Below are 14,916 nucleotides of genomic sequence, written 5' to 3' on the forward strand. Positions count from 1 at the left end.
GGACGGCAGAGTCCTACACGGCAGTTCGATCTCGGCACGCCACACGTGACACCTCACCATCGACCAGCGCAACCGGCGACCGGATAGATGGGCAGGCCGCACAAAGATCGTTGTGCAGCAGTCCATTCCGTCAGTCGACGGGATGCGCTCGGCCGACCGCGCCACGAGGCCGATCGCGCGGCGCGCCACCGCACAACAGGCACATCCACCACTCCAGGAAGCCGAAAGATCATCGTGGACAGAATCGAGATCGACGCGGACACCGAACCCGTCGATCAGTACACATCCACCAGCGAAAACCACACCACCGGGGGTGCGGCGTGACCACGCTCGTCGATTTCACACTGGAAAACCGCTGCGTCAGCTATCGGCGCGAATTTCAGTTCCCAGCCGTTATCGACCCCACCTCACGACGCATCCTGCTGAAAATGGGCGCCCGCTACGGCGCCATCACCATGCCCGCCGAACTCGGCGAACAAGTACAGCAGCGGCTGCGCCTGGCAGGCATCGCCGGCCCCGTCGTCGCCCACCCACGCGCCCGGCGCTGGACCTTCCTCACCGGCCCCGCCCGGCCCGACAGCCTCAGCGCCGCCGAATCGGCCGAACTCTTCCGCCTCTACGCCACCGTCGCCAGCGCAGGCAGCCACATCGTGCTGCCCTCCCCCGACGACGAACGCACCGGCTACCGCAGCTGGGTACAAGCCCCCGAAAGCGGCACCGACCGGCCACCGCAGAGCGCCGTCATCGAGGCCACCCGAGCACTCGGCAGCCGCACGATCAGCCGAGGGTAGCGGCCCGGCGGCAACCGCTCAGCGCGCCCACACCGTGGCGGCCTGCCTGCGCAGCGTCTCCACGGTGGCGCCGGGATCAGCGGTGTTGTACACCGCGGAGCCCGCGACGAAACAGTCGATACCGGCCGCAGCGGCTTGCTCGATGGTGTCGGCATTGATACCGCCGTCGATCTCCACCACCAGCCGCAACTCCCCCGAATCCACCAGGCGCCGCACCGTACGAGCCTTGTCCAGCACATGCGGAATGAAGGACTGACCGCCGAAACCGGGCTCAACGCTCATCACCAGCAGCGTGTCGAAATCCCGCAGGATCTCCAGATACGGCTCGATCGGCGTATTCGGCTTCACCGACAGACCCGCCTTCGCTCCCGCCGCCCGGATATCGCGGGCCACCGCCACCGGATCGTCGGTGGCCTCCGCGTGGAAGGTCACGTTGTAGGCGCCTGCCTCTGCGTACGGCGGCGCCCAGCGGCCCGGATCCTCGATCATCAGATGGCAGTCCAGCGGAATGTCGGTGGCCTTCAACAGGCTCTCCACCACCGGCAGGCCCAAGGTCAGATTCGGCACGAAATGCGCGTCCATCACATCGACATGCAGCCAGTCGGCGGTGGACACGGCATTCGCCTCGTCCGCGAGGTGAGCGAAATCGGCGGACAGGATCGACGGAGCGATCATCGGGGACTCGGGGCGGGAGAACGTCGGCGTGGACACAAGGCGGGAGTTTAACCGGCGGGCGCCGCCACTGCGGGGCGGGTCACAGCCGCGGTTGGGTTGCCCGGGCCAGGAGTGGGTAGCCTCATGGCGTGATCAACATTTCGGCGGAACAGGGGCTCTACAGCACCCCGGTGGAGATTCGGGTCGCTGCATCGGTCAGTCAGTTGCCGATCGTGCGCGGGCTCGCCGAAACACTGGTCCTGCTCAGTGATTTCACCCTGGACGAAGTGGCCGACATCCGGCTGGCCGTGGACGAGGTGTGCTCGACCCTGATCGCGGTCGCCGCACCCGAGAGCAGCCTGCACTGCCGATTCACCGTGGGCGATCTCGAACTGCAGGTACGGGTCTCCGGCGTGGCCGCCGAAGAGGGGCTTCCCGATCAGCGCAGCTTCGGCTGGCATGTGCTGCGCACCCTCACCGATTCGGTGCAAGCCTCCCAGGAACCCTTCGATCAGGCCGTCTCCGGGTACCCCACGACGGTCGAATTCCGTCGCGTCCGGGGGAAGGCGTAGTGCGCGACGAGGACACCGTGCTCGACCCCTCGGACAATGACGGTGCTCCCGAGACGACCGACCAGCCCGAACCCACCGGCACCACCGACCAGCCCCCCGCCGACGCCGAGCAGCCTGCCGACGCCGACGAGGACACGATCGAGACGGCGAGCCAGGTATCCGGCTATGACGACGTCGCGGCGCTGTTCACCCGGTTGGCCGCCACCGAGGCCGGAACCGACGCCTACACGACGCTGCGTGACGAGCTGATCAACCGCTGCATCCCGCTCGCCGACCACATCGCCCGCAAGTTCAGTGGACGCGGTGAACCGTTCGATGACCTCACCCAGGTCGCACGCGTCGGGCTGGTGCATGCGGTGGACCGGTTCGACGTCGAACGCGGCTCGAACTTCCTGTCCTTCGCCGTGCCCACCATCATGGGTGAGGTCCGCCGCTATTTCCGTGACAACACCTGGGCGATGCGGGTGCCGCGACGGGTCAAGGAAACCCATCTACGCATCGGCGCCGCGGTCGACTCGCTCTCCCAGACGCTCGGCCGCTCGCCCACCGCCAAGGAGATCGCCGCCGAACTCGACGTCGACCCCGATGAGGTCACCCAGGCCGTCATCGCGGGCAACGCCTACCAGCCCACCTCCATCGACGCCGCCTCCGCCGGACGCGATACCGACGCATCACTGCTCGACACGCTCGGCGAGGAGGAATCCCAGTTCGACCGGGTGGAGGAATATGTCGCCATCCGCCCGCTGCTGGACGGCCTGCCCGAACGCGAGCGCCGGATCCTCACCATGCGGTTCTTCGAATCCATGACCCAGACCCAGATCGCGCAGCAGATGGGGATCTCGCAGATGCATGTCTCCCGCATCCTGGCGAAAACCCTTGCGCGGCTTCGGGAGCAGTCCTCGCGGGAGTAGCGGCGAGTCAGCCGGTGCGTTCGCGTTCCTTGCGCATTTTCGCCGGCGCCGACAGCCACCACGCCGCGTCCAGCAGTTCCCGCAGCTGATCGAGCTCGACCCGATCGAGGTCGATGAGAATGTAGGGATAGCCGTCGTAGTGCGGGGTGGTGTAGTACGCGGGATCACCCGAGGCCAGCAACGCCTCCTTCTCCTCGGGATCGCACAGCAGCACCAGCCCGCCCTCGGCCTCCACTCGCAGCCGCGCGAACCCCTTCTTGCCGACCTTCAACGCGGGCGTGCGCCACCAGGTCGACTCCTCGACCCCCGGCAACTGCGTCGCCAGCGCCACCACGCCTGCCCAATCGATCGCCATACCGTTCAGTGTGCGCCGAGGTCGGGCCTGCGACTTGGATAAATGTCGCCTGGGCACGGAAGCGGATCTGTGATGGCCGTGCGGCACAGGCAGGCCTGCCGCCGACGCGCCGTCACGCTCCGCCCGCCGGCGGCGCTACCCGCGCCGCCATTGATCGCCGGCACCCGGAACCCGGCACAAGAGCTTGCCGACGAACCGCGACGCGCAAGCGCTGTGCCCCGGACCTGAGCCCGGATCCGGCCGCCCGGAATCCGAGGGTTGCGATCTCAGCCGCGGCAGCGCGCCTCTCGCGCGGCGACCACCGATCTGACCGAGGAGACGACCGCGCGGGCGACCTACAGCGGTTTTCGCAGGGCCGCCAGGAACATCGCGTCCGTGCCGTGGCGGTGCGGCCAGAGCTGGGCGCCCGGGCCGTGACCGAGATCCGGTACGCCGGGAACCAGTTCGCGAGTGTCGAGCTGAACGGCGCCGGTGCGGCGGACGGCGTCGGCGACCACGGCCACGGTTTCCGGCAGGTGTGGCGAGCAGGTCGAATAGACCACCACCCCGCCGGGGCGCAGCAGTTCCCAGGCGGCGGCCAGCAATTCGCGTTGCAGGACGACCAGTTCGGCGACGTCGGCGGGGGTGCGGCGCCAGCGGGCTTCGGGTCGGCGGCGCAGCGCGCCGAGACCGGTGCAGGGGGCGTCGACCAGGATGCGGTCGTAGCCGGGAGTCAGTCCGCTATCGCGGCCGTCGGCCACGTGCACCCGGACCGGAAGATCGACGGTGGCTTTGCGGACGAGTTCGGCACGATGTTCGGCCGGCTCGACCGCGTCCACCTGGAAGCCGTCGATGGCGGCGAGCGCGCCGAGCAGCGCCGCTTTACCACCGGGGCCGGCGCACAGGTCGAGCCAGCGACCGTTGTCCGCTCCGTCGAGCTGCGCGCGGGTGAGCGCGAGCGCGACCAGCTGACTGCCTTCGTCCTGCACCGCGGCCATGCCTTCGCGCACGGGCTCCAGCTTGCCGGGATCGCCACCCTCGAGATACACCGCATACGGCGACCAGCGGCCCTCCTCGCCGCCGGTGACCAGCGCCAGTTCTTCGGCCGTGATATCGCCGGGCCTGGCCACCAGATGCACAGCGGGGCGGGCGTCGTCCGCGGCGAGGGCGTCACCGAGTTCGGCGGCGTCGGCGCCGAGCGCGTCGGCGAAGGCCTGCGCGATCCACGTCGGGTGCGCGTACTCGAACGCCAGATGGCCGACCGGGTCTCGCGGGGCGAGCAACTCGACCCATTCGGCCGCGTCACGCTCACCCGCCCGCCGCAGCACCGCATTGACGAAACCGGCTTTGCCCGCGCCGAATTCGGCTCGCGCCAGCGCCACCGAGGTGTCCACCGCGGCGTGCGCGCCGATGCGGGTGCGCAGCAATTGGTAGACGCCGAGGCGCAGGATGTCGAGCAGCGGGCCGTCGATGTCGGTGACCTCACGGCCGGCGCATTCGGCGATCACCGCGTCCAGCACGCCCTGCGCACGACACGCCCCGTACCCGAGTTCGGTGGCCAGCGCCGCGTCCCGGCCCTCGAGCCTGCGTTCACGCAACAGTCCGGGCAACACCAGGTTGGCGTAGGCGTCGCGTTCGCGCACCGCACGCAACGTCTCCAGCGCGACCTCCCGCGCCGGATCGACCGACGGCCGCCGGCCACCGCGATCCTGCGCGCGTCCACCCGTTGCGCTGCGCGAACCGCCGGTACTGCGCCGGTCGCCGGAACGTTCGGCGCCGCGACCGGCGCTGTCCGAGCCACGACGATCACCGAAGCGTTCCCCGGCCTGCGCGGCGCGGCGCCCCGTCCTGCCCGAACCACGCCGATCACCCGACTGCGCGCGATCGTCGCCACGCGGACCGCGGCGATCATCGAAACGCTGCCCGGCCTGCGCCGCACCGCCGCGACCCGAAACTCCAGAGTCACGGGGACCACCCGTACGCTCGCTCGATTGCGATCCGCCGCCACCCGGACCCCGCGCACCGCGGCGATCATCGAAACGCTCGCCCGCGCGCGATCCGCCGCGACCGCCGGAATCACGACGGTCACCTCGGCGCTCACCCGACGGCTTGCCGCTTCCACCACTCGACCCACGACGATCGCCGAAGGTCCCGCCGGCGCTCGCCGGACCGCGCCCGCGACCGGACGAATCCCAGCTCCCTCGACCGGCTTCCCCACCGCGGCGCTCGCCCGACGTCCGAGCGGAATCCGAAGGTGCCGAAGGTCGTTCCTCCCGGCCGCCACGACCGCCGACCGGCTTGTCACGGTGACGCTCGCCGCCGCCCGTTCGGCTGCGACGTTCGCGATCGTTGTCGTTCATTCGACCACCGCGCCCGGCTCGAGGCGGGCGCCGCGGGCCCAGTCCAGGGCCGCCATCATGCGTTTGCCTTGCGGCTGCACCTGATTCAGGCGGACAGCGGTCGTCGCGGTGCCGACGTAGACACCGGTCTTGCGGACCTCGATGTGCCGCTCCGGCAGCTGATCCTCGACCAATTCGACCGGGCCCAGCTTGAGCCGGTTGCCCGCGACGACGGTCCAGGCGCCGGGGGCCGGGGTGACGGCGCGGATGCGGCGGCTGATGGCGAGGGCGGGCTGATCCCAGCGCACCCGCGCCGCCTCCACCGAGAGTTTCGGGGCATAGGACACTCCGTCGGTGGGCTGCGGAACCGCTTGCAGGGTCCCGTCTTCCACGCCGTCGAGGGTCTTCTCCAAGAGGACGGCGCCGCTGTCGGCCAGCCGGTCGAGCAGCTCGCCCGCGGTGTCGGTGACGGAGATGCGTTCGGTCACCACGCCGAAGACCGGGCCGGTGTCGAGTCCGGTCTCGATCTGGAAGGTGGAGGCGCCGGTGAATTCGTCGCCGGCGTCGATGGCCGCCTGTACCGGGGCGGCACCCCGCCAGGCGGGCAGCAGCGAGAAGTGCAGGTTGATCCAGCCGTAGCGCGGAATGTCGAGTACCTGCCGCGGCAGCAGCGCGCCATAGGCCACCACCGGGCAGCAGTCGGGCGCCAATTCGGTGAGCTGGGCGACGAATTCGGGGTCGGCGGGGCGGGCCGGGGTGAGCACCGGGATGCCGTGCTCGTCGGCCAATGTGCCGACCGGCGACCGGGTGACCTTGCGGCCACGTCCGGCGACGGCATCGGGCCGGGTGATCACCGCGACCACCTCATGGCGATCGGAGTCGATGAACCGCCGCAGCGACGGCACCGCGGGTTCGGGTGTGCCCGCGAACACGATCCGCATCAGCGACTCCGCTCGGCGACCGACCGGCTGGGACGCACGGTGATTCCGGCGGCGAACCAGTCCGATTCCCGGATCGAACGCATCGCGTCCTTGCGGTCGGCGGGCTCGAGCCGGTCGATGAACAGCACACCGTCCAGATGATCGGTTTCGTGCTGCACGCAGCGCGCGAGCAGGCCCTCGGCGTCGAACTCGACGGGCGCGCCGGTCATGTCCACGCCGGTGGCCCGTACGCGCAGCGCCCGGCGGGTGTCGTAGCGCAGGCCGGGGATCGACAGGCAGCCTTCCGGCCCGACCTGCTCGTCGTCGCCGAGCACCGTCCAGCTGGGATTGACCAGGTGACCGGCGGCGTCGCCGGTGTCGTAGACGAACACCCGCAACCCGACCCCGATCTGCGGGGCGGCCATGCCGACGCCGCCGTCGTCGTGCATGGTCTCGGTGAGGTCGGTGACCAGCTGCCGCAGCTCACGATCGAATTCGGTGACCTCCGTCGCGCGGGCTCGCAGGATGGGGTCGCCGAACAGGCGAACGGGCTGAATGGTCACGGCGGCTCCCGGGAGTACGGAGGAAAGTCGGTCGCCCCATTCTAGAGAGCACGCCGGGCGGCCCGGAGATCCCGGATGCCGCGACCGATTGCTGGTACAAATCCGGTGCGGTCCGGGCGGGGTGTCGAGCCCTCCGTCCGGCCGTCTCCGCTCGACTCAGATATTGCCCCCGATGACGACCTGCGGGATGCCGGTGCCCAGCTGCACCGGCTCGCACACCGGGGTGGGCGCTGTGGCCGGATCGAGAGCTTCCAGCAACAGTTGCATCACGAACGGGTCGTACACCATGTGGAAGTGACCGGTCATGTTGGCCGGGCAGCGATCCTGGATCACCACGTTCTCCGCGCCGGGACCGTGCAGCGCGATGTTCTCGAACGGCTGGATCATCTCATCGACGCGGCTGCCGATGGTCACGTAGTGCACGCCGGGCACGGTGTCGCCGCCGGCGTTCAGTTCAAGCATGATCGGTGAACCCTGCGCCTGCTGCACCGCCGCCAGCGACGTGACCTGCGCGAACGCCTCCAGCACTCCGGGGATGGCCTGGGCGATCGGCACCAGCCCGTACATCACCCCGCCGTAGCTGGGCGAGGCGAGCCCGACCCAGCGGCCGACGTTCTCGGCTCCGCCGAGCTTGTTGATGTAGTAGCGGGTGACATTGGCGCCCTGCGAAAAACCGACCAGATCGACCTTGTCGGCACCGGTCGCCGCGAGCACCTCGTCGACGAAACCACCGATCTGATGGGCGCTCAGCCGCAGATCTTCGGTGCCGAAGCTGACCGCACCCGGTTTGCCGCCGTAGTTGAGCGCGAACACGCAGTACCCCTCGGCAGCCAGCCGCGGTGCGATGGCCGACCAGTCGGAATAGGCGCTGGCATCGGTGCCGTGGGCCAGGATGACCGGGCGTGGATGGGCGGCCGTCGGCGTACAGCCGAAATCGTTGGTGCCCTCCGGTACGGCGTCCGGATGCGATTTCATGTACAGCGCGGCGGCCAGATGATCCGGTTGCGGCGGCGCGGACGCTGTCGGTACCAGCGGCGGTCGATATCCGGGCGGCTGGGCCCCTGCCGACCCGGACAGCGCCGTCGCCGAACCGATGAGGACGGCGGCCACCGCGAGGCCGGCGAGCGCGACGCGACCTCGTTGTGACGTTCCCCGACCCCACAAACCCCGTGTTTGTTCCATATCACAATGATCTACCCGATCCGCCCGAAAAGCGCGCCCTGGACGGGGTATTCACCACCCCGTTATTTTTCGGGGGTCTCGTCGTCGGCCAGGATGCGGTAGAGCGAACGGCGGGCCTCGGTGAGCACATCGGCCGCCTTCGCCGCCTGTTCCGGTGTACCGGCCGCGGCCACCTGGGCGACCGCGCCCATGAGCTGACCGACCAGTGCGCGTAGGTCGATCGCCTGTGCTCCGACATCCTGTGTGACGTCGGCCCACGGATCGCCGAGATCCTCACGATGCTCCTCGACGTAGGCGGTGCCGGATTCGGTGAGTTTCGCGGTCTTGCGACCGGCGACCTTCTCGATGAGCACCAGGCCCTCGTCTTCCAGCTGCGCCAGCGCGGGGTAGATGGATCCGGGGCTCGGTCGCCACAGATCGTCGCTGCGTTCGCGAATCTGCTGGATGAGTTCGTACCCGTGCATGGGGCGTTCGGTCAGCAGCAGCAGGATGGCCGCGCGGACGTCACCGCGCCTGCCGCGCCCGCCGCGACCACGTCCGCGGCCGAAACCCGGGCCGAAGCCCGGCCCGAACCCGGGCCCGAAGCCGGGGCCGAATTCCGGACCCCAGCCGTGCCGACCGCCGCGACGGAACTGTCCGCGCCGCGGGCCGCACTCGTCGAACCCGGGTCGTTGCCTGCCGCCGTGGCGACCATGTCCTCGATGCGTTTCTGCGTTTTCCATGTCGAGCCTCCTCAGACTCCGATGTTGTTGAACAATATCAACGATATATCGGCAATCTATCCACGACAACCCCTTGGTCTGCGATCCACCGCACACCGTCGGCCTGCCACCCCCGGATGACAGGCCGACGCTCGGAGAGCGATCAGGTAGCCAGCGAGTCGATCCAGCGCGCCAGTCGATCCCCCTCCGCCTCCATCAGGCGTGGGTCACGAAACGTGTTGGTGAGCAACGAAATACCCTGATAGGCGGCGATGAGCGCGACACCGAGTTCGGCCGCGTCCGCCCGCCCCATCTGCTCGAACTGCCGCTGCGCCCAGTCCACCAGCACACGCATGGTGTCGGCCACCTCCGCATCCAGCACCTCGGGCCGCTTGTCCATCTCCGAGGCGAGCGTGCCGAACGGGCAGCCGAACTGCGCCGCCTGTTCGCGCAGGTCGACCCAGCCGGCGATCAGAGCGCGCAGCCGCTCTTGCGGGGTATCGAGACGATCGAGCTCCTCGAGCAGATCCCCGAGCCTGCGCCGATGCGCATCGATCGCCGCCTCGATCAGCTGATCCTTGGTCTTGAAGTAGTAGTAGACGTTGCCGACGGGCACCTCGGCCGTCTTCGCGATATCGGCGATGGTGGTCTTTTCCACGCCACGTTCGTAGAAGACCCGAACGGCGGCGTCCACCAGACGCTCCCGCTTCCCCGCCTTCACCGCGGTCTGTGAGTCAGTCATGCAACTAACTGTAGACAACTCCGTCACGCGTCCGCTATGGTTCTTGCAGTAAGTCAGCCAACTAACTAAGGATGAACGATGATCGTGGTCACCGGAGCAACCGGAAATGTCGGCACCGCCCTGGTGGGCGCCCTGGCAGCAGCAGGCGCGGACGTGACGGCCGTCTCGCGCACCGTCGCAGCCGACGCCGTCCCGCACGGCGTGCGCACCCAGCAGGCGGATGTGACGGATCCGGAGAGCTTGCGGCCGGTTCTCGACGGCGCCGAGGCACTGTTCCTGCACGACACCGGCATGAGTGCGCATCTGATGCGGCCGGCCGACATTCTCGATGTCGCCAAGGCCGGCGGCGTGCGCCGAGTAGTGCTGCTGTCATCGCAGGGCGTGGCCACCCGGCCGGATTCGGTCTCGCACGGCGCGATCGCGCGTACCTTCGACGAAGCCGTCCGCCAGTCGGCGCTGGAGTGGACCATCCTGCGGCCGGGGGCCTTCGCCTCCAACGCCTTCGCGTGGGCCCCTTCGGTACGGGAAACACGCACGGTTGCCGCGCCATTCGGCGATGTCGGCCTGCCCGTCGTCGACCCGCGCGATATCGCCGAGGTCGCGGCAGCGGCACTACTGAGCGGCGCGCACAGCGGCCGGGTCTACACGCTCACCGGGCCCGAGCGCAGCACCCCGCGCCAGCGGACAGCAGCGCTGGCCGATGCTCTCGGTGAGCCGGTCCGATTCATCGAGCAGACCCGGGCGCAGGCGCGCGACGCGATGCTGGCGTTCATGCCCGAGCCGGTGGTCGAGACCACCCTCGACATCATCGGCGCACCCACCGGCGCTGAGCTGCTGATCAGCCCCGATATCGAGACGGTGCTCGGCAGGCCCGCGCGTACCTTCGCCGAGTGGGCGTCGGCACATATCGAGGTGTTCCGCTGAGATGAGAAGTCACCGGTGTGCGCGGTCGGCGGCCGGCACGCATGCACGCAGCACGGACCGTCACATCGCGTACTCGGGGCGACCGCGGCGCACCGACCCCCGGATGGTCAGCCGATGTCGATGGGATCGATCTGCACCCGCAGCGGAGCGTCGGAGCGCTGGGCGCTGCGGACGGCCTGGGCGGCGGACAGGGCTCGGGACAGTGCGGCGGCGTCGTGGCGGGGCGTGCGCAGCAGGACACGTTCGACCTCGGCGGGTGAATCGCCGGTGAAGGGCTTCCGCGCGAACGGCGGCAGCGGTACCGGCCCGAGCAGATCGGCCGAGTCCGGAAGCGTTGCGGCCGCGAGGAGTTCGGTGATGGCCTCGGCGGTACCGTCGATGGCGGCCATGCGAACCGCGGGCGGAAAACCGACCTCCGCGCGGCTGTCGACCTCGGCTCGGGCGTGGCCGATCGGATCCCAGCGGATGAGGGCCTGGACCGTGGGAATGGACGGTTCTGCCATCACCAGCACCTGACCGTGCGCGCGGACCAGGGCGGCGGCGGTCATCCAGCGGCGCAGGGCGTCCTCGGCGGCGCGCAGATCGGCCCGGCCCAGTAGCGCCCACCCGTCGAGCAGCAGGGCGACGCCATAACCACCGGGCAGGACAGGTTCGGCGCCGACGGTCGCGACCACCACCTGGGGCCCGGGTTCCACGGTGTCGAGCACAGCGCCGCCGCCGGAACCGCGGATCGGCACACCGGGAAAGGCTCGCCCGAGTTCCTCCGCGGTCCGCGTCGCTCCGATCACCACCGCCCGCAAGGCCCGCGAACCACAAGCGGCGCAACGGAAACCGGCCTCGGTGCGCCCACACCAGCGGCAGGCGGGACTGTGTGCGATATCTGCGGATTCCGGACCGGCCCGCCGGGGCCGGTCCGGCAGCGCGAGCGGACCGTTACAGTGCCGGCAACGCGCGGGCGTGCGGCATTTCCCGCAGGCCAGGGCGGGCACGTAGCCGCGCCGAGGCACCTGCACGAGCACCCCGGCACCCTCCTTCAGCGCCGAACGTGCCGCGGCGAAGGCCGCGCCCGGTATCCGTACCGCGCGCGCGACGGGATCGCGTTCCAAGGCCAGGTCGGTGTCGCCCGGCGCACTGATCCGCGGCGTAGCCGAGCGCAGTGTCGCGCGATCGGCGACGAGATCGTGCGCCCAGCCGGAATCCACCACCGCCTGGATTTCGGCCGTACGCGCGAATCCGCCCGCGACAAAGGCCGCACCCGTCTCGTACGCGCGCAACATGGCCACCTCCCGCGCGTGTGGGTAGGGGGCGCGTGGTTCGGCGTAGGTGTCGTCGCCGTCGTCCCAGATGGCGATCAGTCCCAGCTCCCGGGCGGGGGCGAACACCGCGGCGCGGGTACCGACCACCACCGTGGCGCTCCCGCGCAGCACCGCCAGCCAGCGCCGGTAGCGCGCCGCCGGCCCGAGCCCCGCCGACAGTCCGACCGCCCGCTCCCCCACCAACCGCTGACATTCGGCCAGTACCCGATCCAGATCACGCTGATCGGGCACCATCAGCACCGCACTTCGCCCGCCGGCGACCACCACCGCCGCGAGCTCGGCCAAACGCGCCGCCCACTGTTCTCCCGGCAACGCCTGCCACGCCGCCCGCACACCCCGGCGCTGCGCCAGGGCCTCGAGGAAGCTCGCACCGTGCAGGTATCGATTCCATGGCGCGAGATCGACACCGGCGCGGTCCACTAGTTCGGCAGGGTTCATCGCCTCCGGTGCGTGCGGCTCGGCCGGTCCGCCACCCGGACTTTGCGCTGTATCGAGGTCATTCGGCTCGTTCGAAGCGCGCGGCCGTTCGGGTCCATGGGATACACCGAGATCATTCGGCTCGACCGAAACAGGGGGCAGGCCAGGTCCGTTCGACCAGCCCATATCCGGACTCGGCGCGGCTGTCGTCGGAATCGCCTCGTTCTCCGGGCTTTTCGGGCTACGGGCTGCACTAGGGCTCGAGTGTTGCGCTGCACCCGCGCGATCAGTCCCTGCACGGCCGCCGTCGCCATCTTCCTCGCCGCTGGCTGCACCGACTGGGCCCCCCGTGGGTTTCAGCGCGGCCGACGAGGATGAATCGCCCGTGCTCACACCGCTATTCGGGATGCCCCCGGGCTTCGCGGATTCGGGGTTGTCCTGTGTTCGTTGCGCAGCGGTGCCCTCGGTTGCTGTTGTCGCCGACCGGATATCCTCATCCGGCCGTACGGCCATGGTGTCGTGTGGCGCCCCGGCCGGCGCATCGACTTCTTCCGCAGTGCTTTTCGTGGTCGCCTTGGCGGTCTTGGGCTTCGCGGGTCCGCCGTTCTCGGTGCGGGCGTGCCGAGGCGGAATCGCCAGGCGCAGCACGTCGGCGCGGCTGCCGGCGTACCGGGCGGCCACCGAGTTGACCAGGCGCAGAATCTCAGGAGTGAGGACGCGTTCGGCGGAAACCACGCGATCCAGCGGCACCAGCTTGCCCGTATGGTCGGTGCTGGCGAGCCGGTCGAGCAGATAGCCGTCGACCAGGCGCCCGGCGAACCGGATCCGCACCCGCACGCCCGGCTGCGCGATCTCGTCGAATTCGGGCGGGACGAGATAGTCGAAATCGCGATCCAAATGCGCCGGAGTGAGCAGCGGGAGCACCCGCGCGATCGGCAGCGCGAGGGCCGGAGCCTGCCGTGCGGACGCCCCCGACACAGCCGACACCCCCGGCGACGGTTCGTCGCCGGGGGTGTGGTCGGCCGCGAGTTCGTCCACCCGGGCGCGGAAACTACAGGCCGGCGGCGGCGCGCAGCTTGTCGGCGCGGTCGGTGTGCTCCCAGGGCAGGTCGACGTCGGTGCGGCCGAAGTGACCGTAGGCGGCGGTCGGCGCGTAGATCGGGCGCAGCAGGTCCAGATCGCGGATGATGGCGCCCGGACGCAGGTCGAACACCTCGGTGATAGCGCCGGCGATACGCGCGGGATCGACCTTCTCGGTGCCGAAGGTCTCCACGAACAACCCGACCGGGGCGGCCTTGCCGATGGCGTAGGCGACCTGCACCTCCACTCGGTCCGACAGGCCGGCGGCAACGACGTTCTTGGCGACCCAGCGCATCGCGTAGGCAGCCGACCGGTCGACCTTCGACGGATCCTTACCGGAGAACGCGCCACCACCGTGGCGGGCCATGCCGCCGTAGGTGTCGACAATGATCTTGCGGCCGGTCAGACCGGCATCGCCCATCGGGCCGCCGAGCACGAACTTGCCGGTGGGGTTCACCAGCAGCCGCACATCGGCGACATCCAGGCTGGGCAGCGACAGATCGGCCAGCACCGCGTCCACGACTTTCTCGCGGATATCGGGGGCGAGCAGGTTGTCCAGGTCGATATCGGCGGCGTGCTGGGTCGAGATGACGACGGTGTCCAGCCGGACCGGACGATCACCGTCGTATTCGATGGTGACCTGTGTCTTGCCGTCGGGCCGCAGGTAGGGCAGCACACCGGACTTGCGGACCTCGGTGAGCTTGCGCGAGAGCCGGTGCGCCAGCGCGATCGGCAGCGGCATCAGCTCGGGGGTGTCGGTGGTGGCGTAGCCGAACATCAGGCCCTGATCGCCTGCGCCCTGCTGCTCGATCTCGTCGTCGGAGCCGCCGACGCGGGCCTCGTGCGAGGTGTCGACGCCCTGCGCGATATCCGGCGACTGTGCGCCGATCGCGATGTTCACACCGCAGGAGTTGCCGTCGAAACCCTTTGCCGAGGAGTCGTATCCGATCTCGAGCACCTTCTCGCGGACGATGCGCGGGATATCCGCGTACGCCTCGGTGGTGACCTCACCGGCCACATGCACCTGGCCGGTGGTGACCAGGGTCTCCACCGCGACCCGGCTGCGCGGATCCTCCGCGAGCAACGCGTCGAGGATGGAATCGCTGATGGCATCACAGATCTTGTCCGGATGACCCTCCGTCACGGACTCACTGGTGAATAGCCGACTGCCGGTCGTGCGCACAGTTGTTCCCTCTCCCTCAACGGGTTGCTCTTCTCGGTTTGCGACCCTAGCGCCGCATTGCCGCTGGTGCGATGCCTACGGTCGGCGACATCGCTCGCGGCGGCAACGGTGCCACGCCGGGCGCGAACCCTGATCCCAGACTATTCCAAACCACCGACGCGCCGGCCCGCCGTCCCGGACCGCGGTCCCGGCTCGCGATGGCACCGTTCGATTTCCCGTTCCCATTAGACGCTGCCGCCCGGCTCCCGCGCATGCAGTTGGCACGATTACCTCGCTCCCGCAAGGCA

The 14,916-nt window shown here is 69.6% G+C and carries 13 protein-coding genes and 1 pseudogene; 4 read left to right on the plus strand and 10 right to left on the minus strand.

Annotated elements, in window-relative coordinates:
* Positions 1 to 320 precede the first annotated feature (320 nt).
* Positions 321 to 791 (plus strand): hypothetical protein, encoded by a 471-nt coding sequence (locus AC4HOU_RS03835; protein ID WP_195019614.1) that lies wholly within the window; start codon positions 321 to 323, stop codon positions 789 to 791.
* 18 nt (positions 792 to 809) lie between these two features.
* Here AC4HOU_RS03835 and rpe read toward each other — a convergent pair whose 3' ends face one another.
* Positions 810 to 1,466: a ribulose-phosphate 3-epimerase gene (rpe, locus tag AC4HOU_RS03840; protein WP_138447591.1), complete on the minus strand. Its 657-nt coding sequence runs from the start codon at positions 1,464 to 1,466 to the stop codon at positions 810 to 812.
* A gap of 128 nt (positions 1,467 to 1,594) precedes the next feature.
* On the opposite strand from rpe, the gene AC4HOU_RS03845 reads away from it, so the two are divergent.
* Together AC4HOU_RS03845 and AC4HOU_RS03850 are read left to right on the plus strand one after the other, a co-directional pair.
* The gene (locus AC4HOU_RS03845; RefSeq protein ID WP_163816016.1) at positions 1,595 to 2,017 is read left to right on the plus strand and encodes an ATP-binding protein; all 423 of its coding nucleotides are present in this window, start codon (positions 1,595 to 1,597) and stop codon (positions 2,015 to 2,017) included.
* Between the two features lie 137 nt (positions 2,018 to 2,154).
* Entirely contained in the window at positions 2,155 to 2,928 is a 774-nt protein-coding gene (locus AC4HOU_RS03850) for a SigB/SigF/SigG family RNA polymerase sigma factor (protein ID WP_163816045.1), read from the plus strand.
* A gap of 7 nt (positions 2,929 to 2,935) precedes the next feature.
* On the opposite strand, the gene AC4HOU_RS03855 is transcribed toward AC4HOU_RS03850, so the two are convergent.
* The 7 genes and pseudogenes from AC4HOU_RS03855 to AC4HOU_RS03885 all read right to left on the minus strand — a co-directional run bounded on the left by AC4HOU_RS03855 (position 2,936) and on the right by AC4HOU_RS03885 (position 9,709).
* Positions 2,936 to 3,283, minus strand: a complete 348-nt coding sequence (locus tag AC4HOU_RS03855; protein ID WP_195019615.1) for an MmcQ/YjbR family DNA-binding protein — start codon at positions 3,281 to 3,283, stop codon at positions 2,936 to 2,938.
* A gap of 335 nt (positions 3,284 to 3,618) precedes the next feature.
* A pseudogene (locus AC4HOU_RS03860) lies at positions 3,619 to 5,028 on the minus strand (RsmB/NOP family class I SAM-dependent RNA methyltransferase); the annotation flags it as partial.
* Positions 5,029 to 5,618: 590 nt separating this feature from the next.
* Positions 5,619 to 6,542: a methionyl-tRNA formyltransferase gene (fmt, locus tag AC4HOU_RS03865; protein WP_195007052.1), complete on the minus strand. Its 924-nt coding sequence runs from the start codon at positions 6,540 to 6,542 to the stop codon at positions 5,619 to 5,621.
* On the minus strand, positions 6,542 to 7,084 hold the full coding sequence (gene def / locus AC4HOU_RS03870; protein WP_163816024.1) for a peptide deformylase: 543 nt from the start codon (positions 7,082 to 7,084) through the stop codon (positions 6,542 to 6,544). Before def ends, fmt begins: the two co-directional genes overlap by 1 nt.
* A gap of 156 nt (positions 7,085 to 7,240) precedes the next feature.
* Positions 7,241 to 8,266, minus strand: a complete 1,026-nt coding sequence (locus AC4HOU_RS03875) for an esterase/lipase family protein (RefSeq protein WP_163816027.1) — start codon at positions 8,264 to 8,266, stop codon at positions 7,241 to 7,243.
* A gap of 62 nt (positions 8,267 to 8,328) precedes the next feature.
* Positions 8,329 to 8,988 carry a PadR family transcriptional regulator gene (locus tag AC4HOU_RS03880; protein ID WP_195019616.1) on the minus strand — a complete coding sequence of 220 codons (660 nt, stop codon included), beginning with the start codon at positions 8,986 to 8,988 and terminating at the stop codon, positions 8,329 to 8,331.
* Between the two features lie 142 nt (positions 8,989 to 9,130).
* Positions 9,131 to 9,709, minus strand: a complete 579-nt coding sequence (locus AC4HOU_RS03885) for a TetR/AcrR family transcriptional regulator (RefSeq protein ID WP_194992558.1) — start codon at positions 9,707 to 9,709, stop codon at positions 9,131 to 9,133.
* A 78-nt stretch (positions 9,710 to 9,787) separates the two neighbouring features.
* On the opposite strand from AC4HOU_RS03885, the gene AC4HOU_RS03890 reads away from it, so the two are divergent.
* Positions 9,788 to 10,633 (plus strand): NAD(P)H-binding protein, encoded by an 846-nt coding sequence (locus AC4HOU_RS03890; protein ID WP_490724137.1) that lies wholly within the window; start codon positions 9,788 to 9,790, stop codon positions 10,631 to 10,633.
* 107 nt (positions 10,634 to 10,740) lie between these two features.
* Here the strand turns inward: AC4HOU_RS03890 and AC4HOU_RS03895 are convergent, their stop codons facing one another.
* Together AC4HOU_RS03895 and metK are read right to left on the minus strand one after the other, a co-directional pair.
* Positions 10,741 to 13,344 carry a primosomal protein N' gene (locus AC4HOU_RS03895; RefSeq protein ID WP_490724249.1) on the minus strand — a complete coding sequence of 868 codons (2,604 nt, stop codon included), beginning with the start codon at positions 13,342 to 13,344 and terminating at the stop codon, positions 10,741 to 10,743.
* Between the two features lie 73 nt (positions 13,345 to 13,417).
* On the minus strand, positions 13,418 to 14,629 hold the full coding sequence (metK, locus tag AC4HOU_RS03900) for a methionine adenosyltransferase (protein ID WP_163816034.1): 1,212 nt from the start codon (positions 14,627 to 14,629) through the stop codon (positions 13,418 to 13,420).
* Positions 14,630 to 14,916 lie beyond the last annotated feature (287 nt).

The sequence above is a fragment of the Nocardia sp. JCM 38205 genome (genome assembly GCF_058222935.1).